Source organism: Ideonella sp. B508-1 (assembly GCF_000333615.1).
In the GTDB taxonomy this organism is placed as follows: domain Bacteria; phylum Pseudomonadota; class Gammaproteobacteria; order Burkholderiales; family Burkholderiaceae_C; genus Ideonella.
Map to the genome: position 1 here is coordinate 1 of NZ_BADL01000374.1, position 11,785 is coordinate 11,785.

An 11,785-nucleotide genomic window follows, 5' to 3' on the forward strand; every position below is an offset into this window, starting at 1 on the left:
CCAGGCGGGACTTGCTGCTCACGCCCACCAGGCTGTCGCGCTTGGCGTTTTCCTCGGGGGTCATCTTGGAAACGCCCTTGCGGCCTTCCTTGATGAACACATGGCAGGCGCCGCAGCTGGCCTTGCCGCCGCACTTGCTGACCAGCTTCTCGCCGGCGGCCAGCAGGGTCTGCAGCAGGTTGGCGCCTTCGCTCACATCCAGGGTGGCACCGGAAGGCAGGATGGTCAGGGTGGTCATGGTCTTCTCCTCTTGGGGGTCTGGGGGGTGAAAGAGGGCTCAGGCCGCAAGGGCCACGCCCCGGGTGAGCTGCGCGGCCACCTCGGCCAGCGGCAGCGCGATGCGGGTGATGCCCTGCTCCGCCAGGAAGCGGGCCTCCATGCGGGTGGGCGCATCGGGCAGCACCGCGTAGTGCGGGCCGCCGGAGCGCTTCATGATCTGGCGGGCGAAGGTGCGCGGCAGCTGGTCGTTGAAGCGGCAGCCCAGGAAGACGAAGCCCAGGCTGGCGCGGCGCGCCTGCACCACCGGCGGGATGGGCGTCTGGATGTCGATCTCGGTCAGCACCTCGACGTGGTCCGAGTCGGACACCAGGTAGTTGCTGGCCGGCAGGTGGCCGCCCCAGGGCTTGTAGAACACGGTGGTCACGTCCACCGGCTCCTCGGTCAGCGGCTGGCCATCGGCGCCGTACCAGCCGAACCAGGTGCCGAAGTGTTCGCTCTGCGACAGGCCCTGCACCTCGGCCCAGTCGGCGCGCGCGCTCAGGGCACCGCGCATCGTGTCGTCGTACCAGGCGTCGACGATCAGCGGGGTCTTCAGGCTGGCGACCCAGCGGTGCAAGGCGCTGGGCGCCGGCAGCGCGGCATAGGCCAGGTCCATGCCGGTGACCAGGGTCTTGCGGTGCTTGAAGTTCTCGATGAACTGCGCGGCCTGGGTCAGGCGGTTCTTGATCTTGCCGGGCACGCTGTTGCGGGTGGTCAGCACGGTCGCCAGGGCCAGCGGGTCGCCGGGCACCGGCAGGTCGGCACACAGGCTGAGCATGCCCGGACCCAGGTAGGGCGAGAGCGATCCGGCGATCAGACCCGCGGCGACGTCGTCGGGCAGGTGGTCCAGGGTGGTGAAGGTCATGGGCGTCTCCCGGTGGGGGTTCAGATCAGTAGATGGGCACGCCGGCACCGATGTTGGTGGCGATGTCCTTGAGGGCGCCGACGATGAAGCGCACCGCGTCCTCGTCGAGCAGGGCATGGAAGGGCAGCGCCAGGGCGCGGTCGCCGATGCGCTCGGCCAGCGGCAGATCGCCCCGCTTCCAGCCTTGCTGCTGGTAGAAGAACTGCTGGTGCAGCGGCTTGCAGAAGGGTGCCGCCTCGATGTGCTCGCGGTTCAGGTCGTCGACGATCTGCTTGCGCGCGCTGGCGGTGAAGCGGGTGCCCAGGTGCACCTGCCAGACCATCCAGTGCACCTCGTCCACGTCGTCGGCGATGTAGGGCGGCTTGATGCCCTCGAAGCTGTTCATCAGGTCGCGGTAGAAGGCCTCGACCACCTTGCGGCGCGCCAGCAGCTCGTCGATGCGGGCCAGCTGGCCCACGCCCATCGCGGCGGTCAGCTCGCTGATGCCGGCCTGCAGCGGCACCCGCGCGCCCACCGACAGCGAGTTGCGGTCCTTGATGGAGCGCTGGCGCAGGTAGCGCAGCTCGATGGCCAGGCGTTCATCGTCGGTGACGACCATGGCACCGTCGCCACAGGCCAGCGCGCTGGGCTGGGAGAAGTCGAACACCGCGATGTCGCCGAAGCTGCCCACCTTGCGGCCCTGGTAGCGCGAGCCCAGGGCCTCGGTGGAATCCTCGATCAGGGCGATGCCGTGGCGGTCGGCCAGCGCGCGCAGCGGGCCCCAGGCGGCCGGGTGGCCGTTGATGTTGCCGGCCAGGATGGCCTTGGTGCGCGGCGTGATGCGGGCCTCGGCCCGCACCGGGTCCAGGCAGCCGGTCCAGTAGTGGATGTCGGAGAACACCAACGTGGCGCCGGCCAGGCTCACCGCCTGCGCCACCTGGTGCCAGCCATGCGGCGAGGCGATGACCTCGTCGCCCGGGCCGATGCCCAGGGCCCGCAGCGCCAGCCAGGTGCCCAGGGTGCCGCTGGCCACCGAGACGGCATGGGCCCGGCCCGCCCAGCGGGCGAAGCTCTGCTCGAAGCGCTCGACCATGGGGCCGGCCGTCAGGCGCGAGCCGGACATGGCCGTCTCCACCAGCTTGAGCTCCAGCGCGGACAGGTCGGGGTCGGACAGCACGATCCAGTCGTCGCCCAGCAGCTCGTCGCTCTCCGGCCGCTCATCGGCCACCAGACCGTCCGCGCCAATGGCGGCGAAGGGGTCGCTGCCCTCGGCATTGCCGCCGGGTACCGGGGTGACGTGGGCTTCGGGGTCCAGGGTGGCGGGCGAGTGCATGGCGGCGGCTTTCGTGGGGTGGGGGTCAGGCCTGGTCGGCCAGATAGAAGCCGGACAGGGCCGAGAGGTCGGCGCTGACCTGCCAGCAGTGGCCGTCGCTGACGGCGCCCCACAGCAGGCGGCGCTGGCCCACGGCGGCCGGCGTCTCGCCGCGCATGTCGAAGGCGTCGACCACGATCACCCGCAGCGGGGCCAAGCGTTCGCGCAGCAGCAGGGCCGCCTCGCGCACGGTGTTGGCGCTGTCGGCCAGGGCGATGGCCTCGGACAGCGAGGCGGCGCGGGAACTCACGTCGGCGGTGGCGTTCATGGCAGGCCCCTTCAGTCGCCGGAGAGGCGGCGGGCCTCGACGGTGATCGGCAGGCTGGTGCCCTCGGGCATCTCCGGCAGGGCCAGCACCCAGTCGTTGGCCAGGGTCACGGTGCCACCCCAGAGGTCGGGCTTCTCGTGCGAGACGATGGGCTCCTCCAGGTCCTTCTTGGCCACGTAGGCGGACAGGATGCCAGCGGCGCTTCGGCGGATCATGACTTTCATGGGAACTCCTGGGGATGGGTCAACAGGTTCTGTCAGGCCGGGGTGGCCAATGCGGGGGTGATCGGGTGGTCCTCGAGCAGCAGCGGCAGCACCTGGGCCCGCACCGCGGCCAGGGCCTGGGCGATGTCATCGGCCGTGGTGTCGCGCCCCAGCGAGAAGCGGATCTCGGCCTTGGCCTGCAACGGCGTGAGGCCCATGGCCAGCATCACGTGCGAGGGCTGGCTGCTGCCGGCGCCACAGGCCGCGCCGCTGCTGGCCCGCACGCCGGCGCGCTCGAGCTTGCCCAGCACCTGTTCGGCGTCGCGTTCGCCAAAGCGCACGCAGACGGTGTTGGCGATGCGCGGCGCGCCCTGCCCCAGCAGCACGACGGCGGGGTGCAAGGCCAGCAGGCCCTGTTCCAGCGTCTGGCGCAGGGCGCTCATGCGGCCCAGGTCCTGGTTCAAGGTGGCGGCAATCGCGTCCGCCGCCGCGGCGAAGCCGGCGATGCCCGGCCCGTTCTCGGTGCCGCCGCGGCGCTTGCGCTCCTGCTTGCCCTCGATCAGCGCCGGCCATGCCAGGCCCTTGCGCACGACCAGGGCCCCCACGCCCTGCGGGCCGTGCAGCTTGTGGGCCGCGCAGGACCACAGGTCGGCGCCGCTGGAGGCGAAGCGCAGCGTGGACTTGCCCACCGCCTGGGTCGCATCCACATGGAAGGGCACCTCGTGCGCGCGGGCCAGGGCCGCGAGCTCGGCCAGGGGCATGCAGACGCCGGTCTCGTTGTTGGCCGCCATCACGCTGAGCAGGGCCAGGTCCGGCCCGATCAGCCGGGCGGCGGCGTCCAGGTCCAGCCGACCCTGGCCATCCACCGGGATGAGGTCGACCGGCGTGCCCTCGCGCCGCAGGCGCTCGGCCAGGCCCAGCAGGCCCGCATGCTCGACGGCCGAGAACAGCAGGCGGCTGCGGCCCAGCGCACGCCCACGGGCCAGCGCCCCCAGCACCGCCTGGTGGTTGGCTTCGGTGGCGCCGCTGGTGAACACCAGCTCGGCCGGGTGGCAGCCCAGCAGGGCCGCCACCCGGGCCCGGGCCTCGGCCTGCGCGCGGCGGGCGTCCTGGCCGGCGGCGTGCACCGAGGAGGGATTGGCCCAGCCGGTCTCCATGGCCCGCACCAGGGCCTGCACCACAGCCGGCAGCGGACGGGTGGTGGCGTTGTGGTCCAGGTCGATCATGGTGGGCCCTCCCGTCCTCAGACCCAGTAATCGCGCGCTTCGTCGCGCAGCAGGGTGTCCAGCGCGGCGGCCAGCGTGGGCGCGCGTTGCTTGAGGACCCAGCAGCCGTGGACGTGGTCGCGGGCATGCAGCAGCCAGGCCCCGGGCACGCCGCTGTCGGGCGTCTGCGTGGGCACCAGCCAGGCGATGTCAATCTCGCCGCCCTCGCGGTCGATGTTGCGCGAGCAGTTGGGGCTCACCACCTTCCAGCCCAGGCCCTCGCGCTGCACACGGGGGTGGACGTATTTGTAGCGGCTGCGCTGCTCCAGGGCGACCTCGATGCGCACCCGGTCCAGCACGAAGACCTGGCCACCGACCAGGCTGCCGCTGTCGGCGGGCCGCGCGGGCTCGTCGGATGAGCCCGGCGGGCGGCCGGAGCAGGAGGCGCTGGCCATCACACCACCTCGTCGGCCGGTGCCGGGGCGCTGCGCGGGGCGCCGGGCACGTCCAGCTCGATCTCGTCTTCCAGCACGCCCAGCACCCGGCGCGGGCCGAACTCGACCAGGTAGACCGGCACATTGGCCTCGGTGTGCATGCCGACGTTGACGATCTCGCCGATACCGCCAGCCGGCACCAGCAGCTCGCCCTCGGCGGCCTCGGGAAAGCTGCCGTCGTTGACCAGGTCGATCACCGCGCGCACGCGTTGGCCCCAGTCGTACTTGGGTTGGGCGGGTTCCATCATGGTGGGAGCTCCTGTGATCGGTGGGAGGCGGTGAGGAAGAAAGGGGGCGTCAGCGCAGGTCGGTCAGGCGCTGGGCCTTCTCGCCCAGCTGCGCCAGCACCTCGTCGGGCAGGTGGTCCAGGGTGCAGAGCTCCTTGGCCCGCATGCCCACCTGGTGGCCCGAGCCGGTGAACTCCACCGCGTAGATGTAGAACTGCTGCAGGAAGGTGCCGATCGAGCGCACGAAGCCGATGTCGCCCTTGTTCACCAGCACCTCGCCGATGTCCTTGCCGGTGTAGGTGCCGTCGTTGCGGATGATGGTGCGGCTGATCACCCGCTCCCCCATCTCGAAGCGGGGCGGCAGGGCGATCTCGATGATGTCGTCGTCACGGGCGATGTCCGCCATGGGGCTCTCCTGTGGGCTGGGACAAGGGCGTGGGTTCGGCCAGGCGCTCCAGCGCCTGGGCGCGCACCTCGGGGTCGGCGTCTTCGGACAGGCGCAGCAGCCAGTCGCGCTGCAGACGGGCGTCGGCGCGGTGGGCCACGGTCCAGCGCACCGCCCAGGACAAGCAGGGCCGCTGTCCTGCGGGCTATTGCCTGACCGTGGCGGTCAACAGCACGGGGGAAGGTCAGGAGATGTGCCTGCCCGACAAATGCACGATCGCCCCCGAATCCTGCAAGCCGGTGAGCCACCTCATCACCGATCGCGTCTGGCGCCAGATCCTCAACCCGCCCACGCCCGCCGCGGCCCCCTGAACCCAGCCCAAGGCATCGACATGCATCAGACGCATCTTCTCCGGGGGCTGCCTCATCGCCTTCGGCGGGCCCCCGGCTTCACGCTCATCGAGTTGGTGATCGTGGTGGCCATTGTGGCCATCCTGGCTTCGGTGGCCTATCCGGCCTACACCAGCCAGATCCGAAAGAGCCGCCGCGCCGATGCGCAGACGGTGCTGCTGCAGGCCGAGCAGTATCTGCAGCGCTATTACGCCAGCAGCAGCACGGGCTACACCGGGGCGGATCTGTCCAGGCCCCGGCTCACCGTCTCGCCGATGGGGGCGGACTCGGGCAAGCAGTTCTACAACATTTCGCTGGAGATCTCGGATGACGGGCAGAGCTACACGCTCAGTGCGGCACCGGTCCAGTCGGGCGACCCGTGTGGCACCTTGACGCTGACCAGCATCGGGGGCAAAGGTCAGGCCGATGGGGCGACGCTGTCGCAGTGCTGGCAGTGAGGCGACATCGCGGTGTCGCCCGTTTTCAGATTTCCTTGATCAGCCGGCTGAACTCGTCCACGTCCTCGAAGCTGCGGTACACCGAGGCGAAGCGCACATAAGCCACCTTGTCCAGGCGCTTGAGTTCGCGCATCACCAGCTCGCCCACCCGGGTGGAAGGCACTTCCCGCAGGCCGCTGGCCAGCAGTTTGTCCTGGATGCGCTCGATGGCCGCGTCGACCTGCTCGATGCTCACCTGGCGCTTGCGCAGCGCCAGCGTCATCGAGGCGCGCAGCTTGGCGGGGTCAAATTCCACACGCGCCCCGCTGCGCTTGACGACGGCCGGCAGGGCGATTTCGGCCCGTTCATAGGTGGTGAAGCGCTTGTCGCACTTGGTGCAGCGACGGCGGCGGCGCACCACATCACCTTCGTCGGACTCGCGCGTCTCGACGACCTGGGTTTCATCGTGGGCACAGTAAGGGCAGCGCATGCGGGACGCTCCAGACAACAGCAACGACGCCTCAGCGCCGAATATGCCACGGGCCCGGCAACGGCGGCGTTGACGGGCCCGTGGAGTGGCGAGGGGGCAGGATGGCTGCCCCCTTCCGCCTCGATCAGCGGTAGACCGGGAAGTCGCGGGTCAGCGCGGCCACCTGCTCACGCACACGGGCGATGTTCGCCTCGTCGTGCGGCTTGTCCAGCACGTCGGCGATCAGGTGGGCGGTGGCGCGCACCTGCTCTTCCTTGAAGCCGCGGGTGGTCATGGCCGGCGTGCCCAGACGGATGCCGCTGGTCACCATCGGCTTCTGCGGATCGTTGGGGATGCCGTTCTTGTTGCAGGTCATGTGGGCGGCGCCCAGGATGGCCTCGGCTTCCTTGCCGGTCAGGCCCTTGGGGCGCAGGTCCACCAGCATCACGTGGCTCTCGGTGCGGCCACTGACGATGCGCAGGCCGCGCTCAATCAGGGTCTCGGCCAGCACCTTGGCGTTCTTGACCACCTGTTCCTGGTAGGCCTTGAACTCGGGGCTCAGGGCTTCCTTGAAGGCCACGGCCTTGCCGGCGATGACGTGCATCAGCGGGCCGCCCTGGATGCCGGGGAAGATGGCCGAGTTGATCTTCTTGGCCACATCCTCGTTGTTCATCAGGATGATGCCGCCACGCGGGCCACGCAGGCTCTTGTGGGTGGTGGAGGTCACCACGTCGGCATGCGGCACCGGGTTCGGGTACACGCCCGCGGCCACCAGGCCGGCATAGTGGGCCATGTCCACCATGAAGTAGGCGCCGATCTCCTTGGCGATCTTGGCAAAGCGCTCGAAGTCGATGCGCAGGGCGAAGGCCGAGGCGCCGGCGATGATCAGCTTGGGCTTGTGCTCGCGCGCCAGGGCTTCCATGGCGGCGTAGTCGATGTCCTCGTTGGCATCCAGGCCGTAGCTGACGACCTTGAACCACTTGCCGGACATGTTCAGCGGCATGCCGTGGGTCAGGTGGCCGCCTTCGGCCAAGCTCATGCCCATGATGGTGTCACCGGGCTGCAGCAGGCCGAAGAACACGGCCTGGTTGGCCTGGGAACCCGAGTTGGGCTGCACGTTGGCGAAGTTGGCGCCGAAGAGTTGCTTGACGCGGTCGATGGCCAGTTGCTCGACCACGTCCACGTTCTCGCAGCCGCCGTAGTAGCGCTTGCCGGGATAGCCTTCGGCGTACTTGTTGGTCAGCTGGCTGCCCTGCGCCTGCATCACGGCCGGCGAGGTGTAGTTTTCCGAGGCGATGAGCTCGATGTGCTCTTCCTGGCGCTGGTTTTCGGCCTGGATGGCGGCCCACAGGTCGGGGTCGACGTTGGCGATCGTCGATTGGGAACGGTCGAACATGGAAGCTTCCTTCAAGTCGGGGCGAGTTCACCCGGCGGCCCGAGGTGTTGCCACATCAGGTGCGGGTTGCCCAGGCGAACGGCAGAATCGATGCGAAACGCCGGATGGGCGGGCCCGCCGCGGCGTTGCACTTCACGCTTCCCGGTGGTGATCCACCTCGTCGGCCGGGCCGCTCGCGTGGAGCGTGCCTCGACCCTCTATCGCCAGTCGCGCGAAGATCGTTAGTGTACCGTCAGCCCGTCACCAAGGCGACATGGTCGCCCTTGGCGGCGTCGGGCATGTGGCCCACCGGTGCCTCGGTCTTGCCGTTGGCGGCATCGGGCATCACCGCACGGGAAGCGGCTTCCGTGGATGGCGCTGCCGCCACCGCATTGGAGACGTTCACCGAGATGTTCTGACCGGCGGCGACGCGCCGCAGGCGGTCCTGCTCGGCCAGCACGCGCAGGGCATAGCCGCCATCTGCGTCCGAGTTGGCCGCACCCACGTAATAGCGCAGGCCGGCCTCGATGCCACCGGCCCGCGAGATGCACTCGCGCAGCACCTGCACGCCCACGCGCAGGTTGGACACCGGGTCGAAGGCCGCCAGCGTGCCGCCGAAGGCCTCGTACTTCTGGTTGTGCACGCGGGTCATCACCTGCATCAGCCCCTGGGCACCCACGGGGCTTTGGGCGAAGGGGTTGAAGTTGGATTCGATCGCGACCACGGCCAGGATCAGGGTCGGATCCATGCCGGTGCGCTGGCCCACGTGCCAGGCTTCCTGCACCAGACGGGCCACGGGTTCGGGGGCCACGCGGTAGCGGCGGGCCAGCCAATTGGTCACCACCGCCTGCTGGCGGCTCAAGGTCTTGGGGTCCACGGCCAGGGCCTGGGCCAGGTTGGCATTGGCCGGGTCTTCGGGCAGCAAAGCGTCATCGGCCGGGCTCACGGCATCCGGCGGGGCCAGGCGGGCCTGCAGCCAGCCGTAGGCCTGTTGCTCGATGGACGCACGCAGGTCCGCGCGGCCAGCCAGGAAGATCGTGGCCGTGACGACCACCAATCCCACCAAGGCCAGCATGTTGTGGCTGACGTCCAGCAGTCCGCGTCCCACATCGCGCAGGAACACTCCTGCGCTGTGGCGCACTGCGTCGGTCATGCGCTGCCACCATTGCGGTTCAGTCATGTCCTTCCTCACTTCTCGGGTCGCCGCCCCGTTGGCGGTCTGTGCGGCGTCGCGCCGTCGGTCAGACCAGGGTGGCGATAATCGGATGCTTCGCGGTGCCGGGGCTGTGCTCGCCGGCCTTCACGTCGAAGCGGAAGGTTTCCCTGTCACGGCACCCCAGGGCGGGGCGCGGGCAAACCTGAAACTTCAGTTGTCGGAGCGGGATTGTAGGAAGACCGGAAATAACCGGTCAAGCATATGGATTTGATTCTTTATAACCAGAATCTATGAAATACCGTGACCTGAGGGACTTCGTCCAGGGGCTGGAACGGCAAGGTGAACTGTGCCGAGTGACCCAGCCGGTGTCGCCCCATCTGGAGATGACGGCCCTGGCCGACCGCGTGCTTCGGGCCGAAGGGCCGGCCCTGCTCTTCGAACGCCCCACCGGCCACACCGTGCCCGTGCTGGCCAACTTGTTCGGCACGCCCAAGCGGGTGGCGCTGGGCATGGGAGCCACCTCCCTGGCCGAGTTGCGCGACGTGGGCCGCCTGCTGGCGGCACTCAAGGAACCCGAGCCTCCGCGCAGCCTGCGTGAGGCGGGCAAGCTCTGGGACATGGCCAAGGCCGTCTGGGACATGAAGCCCGCGCGGGTGGGCTCGCCGGCCTGCCAGGAGGTGGTGCTGGAAGGCGCGCAGGTGGACCTGGCTCATTGGCCGATCCAGCACTGCTGGCCTGGTGACGCCGCACCGCTGATCACCTGGGGACTGGTCATCACCCGGGGGCCGCAGTCGGTGCCCCAGCCGCGCCAGCGCCAGAACCTGGGCATCTACCGCCAGCAGGTGATTGGCCGCAACGAGGTGATCATGCGCTGGCTGGCCCACCGGGGCGGCGCGCTGGACTTCCGCGAGTTTGCGCGGGTGAACGCCGGCCAGCCCTTCCCGATCGCGGTGGCGCTGGGGGCCGATCCGGCCACCACGCTGGGCGCGGTCACCCCGGTGCCCGACACCTTGTCCGAATACCAGTTTGCCGGCCTGCTGCGCGGCGGCCGCACCGAGCTGGCGACACCCAGGTGGGCGAAAGCNGNCCTCAGCTGCANGTGCCCGCCGGGNCCNGAGTGTGCTGGAGGGGCACATCCCCACTGCGCCCGCGGGCTACAGCGGTCACAGCGAACATGGCGTGCCGGTCAAGGAGATCGGCGGCTACCTGCACGCGCTGGAAGGGCCCTACGGCGATCACACGGGCTATTACAACGAGCAGGACTGGTTTCCGGTCTTCCGCATCGAGCGCATCACCCACCGGCGCGACCCGATCTACCACTCCACCTACACCGGCAAGCCACCGGACGAGCCGGCCGTGCTGGGCGTGGCCCTCAACGAGGTGTTCGTGCCGCTGCTGCAGAAGCAGTTCCCGGAGATCGTGGACTTCTACCTGCCGCCCGAGGGCTGCAGCTACCGCATGGCCATCATCTCCATCCGCAAGGCCTATCCGGGCCATGCCAAGCGGGTGATGTTCGGCCTGTGGAGCTTCCTGCGCCAGTTCATGTACACCAAGTTCATCGTGGTGACCGACGAGGACGTCAACATCCGCGACTGGAAGGAGGTGGTCTGGGCCATCACCACCCGCATGGATCCTGTGCGTGACACGACGCTGGTCGAGCACACGCCCATCGACTACCTGGACTTCGCCTCGCCCGTCAGCGGCCTGGGCGGCAAGATGGGGCTGGACGCCACGAACAAGTGGCCGGGCGAGACTTCCCGGGAATGGGGGCGGACCATTGAGATGGAGTCGGGCGTCGCGCAGCGCATGGACGCGCTCTTCACCCAGCTGATGTCCGGGCGGTGAAGCCGATGGGGCCCGACCGCATTCGCCCCCTTGCCAAGGTGGGCGGGCGGGAGTAATCTGACCTCGCCTCTTCTGAGAGGCAATTCTCGAAGGCGCCGTCGGTGCGCTTCGGGGGCACAGGCCCACATCTCGCCAGTGCCCCATCGGGTGAGACATTCACCCCGGGCCCCTCTGGACCATCCGGTGCAGAGGGGCTTTGTGCTTCTGGGCCCATCGATCCGCGGGCCCGGGTGGCGACGCAGATCGCCAGGCCTATAGTGATGTGCAGTCCATCGTCCGGAGCGCATCGGCGCCCCGAGAGTCCCATGCCTCTTGCGTCCCGTTTCTCGTCCTTCTTGGCCCGCCACCTGACTCGCCGCCGCATGGCTTGGACGGGTGGGGCACTGGCCGTGGTGGCTGCCTCCATGGCGGTGGGCGTGCCCTGGGGGCTGCGCTGGGCCCTGGAAGCCCAGGCGCCGGCTGTGATCGGGCGCCCGGTGCATGTCCAGACGGTGCGCTTCAATCCCTTTCTGCTGCGTCTGCGTCTTGAGCATCTGGAGGTGGCGGCGGCCCAGGCGGGGCAACCGCCTCAGCTTCAGGTGGACGAACTGTCCCTGTCGCTGGGGTGGTCGTCGCTGTGGCACCGTGCGGTAGTTGATGTCAATGTGTTTAGATGCCACGAGAAGTCTCCTTTCGATGAATTGCGAGCCTAACAGATAGCGTTTATCTGCCGAGCGCAGACGAAGGCATGCGCGCGACGGCGAGCCGAGGCAGATAAACCGTGTTGAACTGAACCATCGTGCCGTCCCTGCCCATGTGGGTCTTTGTTGCAGGCCGCAGGGGGATTGGATCGCCCCGGGCTTTGTTTCAGGCCATTAT

Annotated in this window: 16 protein-coding genes, 1 pseudogene and 1 riboswitch; of the genes and pseudogenes, 4 read left to right on the top strand and 13 right to left on the bottom strand. The window is 69.1% G+C overall.

The window, feature by feature from the left end; translation table 11 throughout:
* From I73_RS15685 to I73_RS15730, 10 genes are all read right to left on the bottom strand, one after another.
* On the bottom strand, positions 1–238 hold a 238-nt coding region (locus tag I73_RS15685; RefSeq protein ID WP_022981485.1), incomplete at its 3' end, for a 2Fe-2S iron-sulfur cluster-binding protein.
* Positions 239–277: 39 nt separating this feature from the next.
* Positions 278–1,123 carry an SIR2 family protein gene (locus I73_RS15690; RefSeq protein WP_022981486.1) on the bottom strand — a complete coding sequence of 282 codons (846 nt, stop codon included), beginning with the start codon at positions 1,121–1,123 and terminating at the stop codon, positions 278–280.
* 25 nt (positions 1,124–1,148) lie between these two features.
* Positions 1,149–2,297, bottom strand: coding sequence for a DegT/DnrJ/EryC1/StrS aminotransferase family protein (locus I73_RS15695; RefSeq protein WP_040500491.1), 1,149 nt, complete (start codon positions 2,295–2,297; stop codon positions 1,149–1,151).
* Between the two features lie 163 nt (positions 2,298–2,460).
* Positions 2,461–2,742, bottom strand: coding sequence for a hypothetical protein (locus I73_RS15700; RefSeq protein ID WP_022981488.1), 282 nt, complete (start codon positions 2,740–2,742; stop codon positions 2,461–2,463).
* 11 nt (positions 2,743–2,753) lie between these two features.
* Positions 2,754–2,966 (bottom strand): putative nitrogen fixation protein NifT, encoded by a 213-nt coding sequence (nifT, locus tag I73_RS15705; RefSeq protein WP_026096808.1) that lies wholly within the window; start codon positions 2,964–2,966, stop codon positions 2,754–2,756.
* Between the two features lie 32 nt (positions 2,967–2,998).
* Complete coding sequence (locus I73_RS15710) at positions 2,999–4,171, bottom strand: cysteine desulfurase family protein (RefSeq protein WP_022981490.1); 1,173 nt, start codon at positions 4,169–4,171, stop codon at positions 2,999–3,001.
* 17 nt (positions 4,172–4,188) lie between these two features.
* Positions 4,189–4,605, bottom strand: a complete 417-nt coding sequence (locus tag I73_RS15715; RefSeq protein WP_022981491.1) for a hypothetical protein — start codon at positions 4,603–4,605, stop codon at positions 4,189–4,191.
* Positions 4,605–4,892: a nitrogen fixation protein NifZ gene (locus I73_RS28290; protein ID WP_022981492.1), complete on the bottom strand. Its 288-nt coding sequence runs from the start codon at positions 4,890–4,892 to the stop codon at positions 4,605–4,607. The genes I73_RS15715 and I73_RS28290 overlap by 1 nt, the downstream gene beginning before the upstream one ends.
* Before the next feature lie 49 nt (positions 4,893–4,941).
* A complete protein-coding gene (locus I73_RS15725) occupies positions 4,942–5,277 on the bottom strand; it encodes a nitrogen fixation protein NifZ (RefSeq protein ID WP_022981493.1) in 336 nt (111 codons plus the stop codon).
* Positions 5,258–5,440 (bottom strand): hypothetical protein, encoded by a 183-nt coding sequence (locus I73_RS15730; RefSeq protein WP_022981494.1) that lies wholly within the window; start codon positions 5,438–5,440, stop codon positions 5,258–5,260. The genes I73_RS15725 and I73_RS15730 overlap by 20 nt, the downstream gene beginning before the upstream one ends.
* Positions 5,441–5,474: 34 nt before the next feature.
* On the opposite strand from I73_RS15730, the gene I73_RS33235 reads away from it, so the two are divergent.
* Positions 5,475–5,627: a hypothetical protein gene (locus tag I73_RS33235; protein WP_159105894.1), complete on the top strand. Its 153-nt coding sequence runs from the start codon at positions 5,475–5,477 to the stop codon at positions 5,625–5,627.
* A gap of 20 nt (positions 5,628–5,647) precedes the next feature.
* A complete protein-coding gene (locus I73_RS34075; protein ID WP_022981496.1) occupies positions 5,648–6,103 on the top strand; it encodes a type IV pilin protein in 456 nt (151 codons plus the stop codon).
* 25 nt (positions 6,104–6,128) lie between these two features.
* Here I73_RS34075 and nrdR read toward each other — a convergent pair whose 3' ends face one another.
* The 3 genes from nrdR to I73_RS15755 form a co-directional block, all read right to left on the bottom strand.
* Complete coding sequence (gene nrdR, locus I73_RS15745) at positions 6,129–6,572, bottom strand: transcriptional regulator NrdR (RefSeq protein WP_022981497.1); 444 nt, start codon at positions 6,570–6,572, stop codon at positions 6,129–6,131.
* Positions 6,573–6,696: 124 nt separating this feature from the next.
* On the bottom strand, positions 6,697–7,947 hold the full coding sequence (glyA, locus tag I73_RS15750; protein WP_022981498.1) for a serine hydroxymethyltransferase: 1,251 nt from the start codon (positions 7,945–7,947) through the stop codon (positions 6,697–6,699).
* Positions 7,948–8,008: 61 nt separating this feature from the next.
* Positions 8,009–8,168: riboswitch (ZMP/ZTP riboswitch) on the bottom strand.
* Between the two features lie 11 nt (positions 8,169–8,179).
* On the bottom strand, positions 8,180–9,079 hold the full coding sequence (locus I73_RS15755; RefSeq protein ID WP_022981499.1) for a lytic transglycosylase domain-containing protein: 900 nt from the start codon (positions 9,077–9,079) through the stop codon (positions 8,180–8,182).
* 293 nt (positions 9,080–9,372) lie between these two features.
* On the opposite strand from I73_RS15755, the pseudogene I73_RS28295 reads away from it, so the two are divergent.
* Together I73_RS28295 and I73_RS15765 are read left to right on the top strand one after the other, a co-directional pair.
* A pseudogene (locus tag I73_RS28295) lies at positions 9,373–10,927 on the top strand (UbiD family decarboxylase).
* A 362-nt stretch (positions 10,928–11,289) separates the two neighbouring features.
* Complete coding sequence (locus I73_RS15765) at positions 11,290–11,619, top strand: hypothetical protein (protein WP_022981500.1); 330 nt, start codon at positions 11,290–11,292, stop codon at positions 11,617–11,619.
* The last annotated feature ends 166 nt before the right edge of the window (positions 11,620–11,785 follow it).

Excerpts from the sequence above, each read along its gene's own strand:
- I73_RS15690 (WP_022981486.1), bottom strand. The coding sequence starts at position 1,123 with ATGACCTTCACCACCCTGGACCACCTGCCCGACGACGTCGCCGCGGGT.
- I73_RS15700 (WP_022981488.1), bottom strand. The coding sequence starts at position 2,742 with ATGAACGCCACCGCCGACGTGAGTTCCCGCGCCGCCTCGCTGTCCGAG.
- nifT (WP_026096808.1), bottom strand. The coding sequence starts at position 2,966 with ATGAAAGTCATGATCCGCCGAAGCGCCGCTGGCATCCTGTCCGCCTAC.
- I73_RS15710 (WP_022981490.1), bottom strand. The coding sequence starts at position 4,171 with ATGATCGACCTGGACCACAACGCCACCACCCGTCCGCTGCCGGCTGTG.
- I73_RS15715 (WP_022981491.1), bottom strand. The coding sequence starts at position 4,605 with ATGGCCAGCGCCTCCTGCTCCGGCCGCCCGCCGGGCTCATCCGACGAG.
- I73_RS28290 (WP_022981492.1), bottom strand. The coding sequence starts at position 4,892 with ATGATGGAACCCGCCCAACCCAAGTACGACTGGGGCCAACGCGTGCGC.
- I73_RS15725 (WP_022981493.1), bottom strand. The coding sequence starts at position 5,277 with ATGGCGGACATCGCCCGTGACGACGACATCATCGAGATCGCCCTGCCG.
- I73_RS34075 (WP_022981496.1), top strand. The coding sequence starts at position 5,648 with ATGCATCAGACGCATCTTCTCCGGGGGCTGCCTCATCGCCTTCGGCGG.
- nrdR (WP_022981497.1), bottom strand. The coding sequence starts at position 6,572 with ATGCGCTGCCCTTACTGTGCCCACGATGAAACCCAGGTCGTCGAGACG.
- glyA (WP_022981498.1), bottom strand. The coding sequence starts at position 7,947 with ATGTTCGACCGTTCCCAATCGACGATCGCCAACGTCGACCCCGACCTG.
- I73_RS15755 (WP_022981499.1), bottom strand. The coding sequence starts at position 9,079 with ATGACCGACGCAGTGCGCCACAGCGCAGGAGTGTTCCTGCGCGATGTG.
- I73_RS15765 (WP_022981500.1), top strand. The coding sequence starts at position 11,290 with ATGGCTTGGACGGGTGGGGCACTGGCCGTGGTGGCTGCCTCCATGGCG.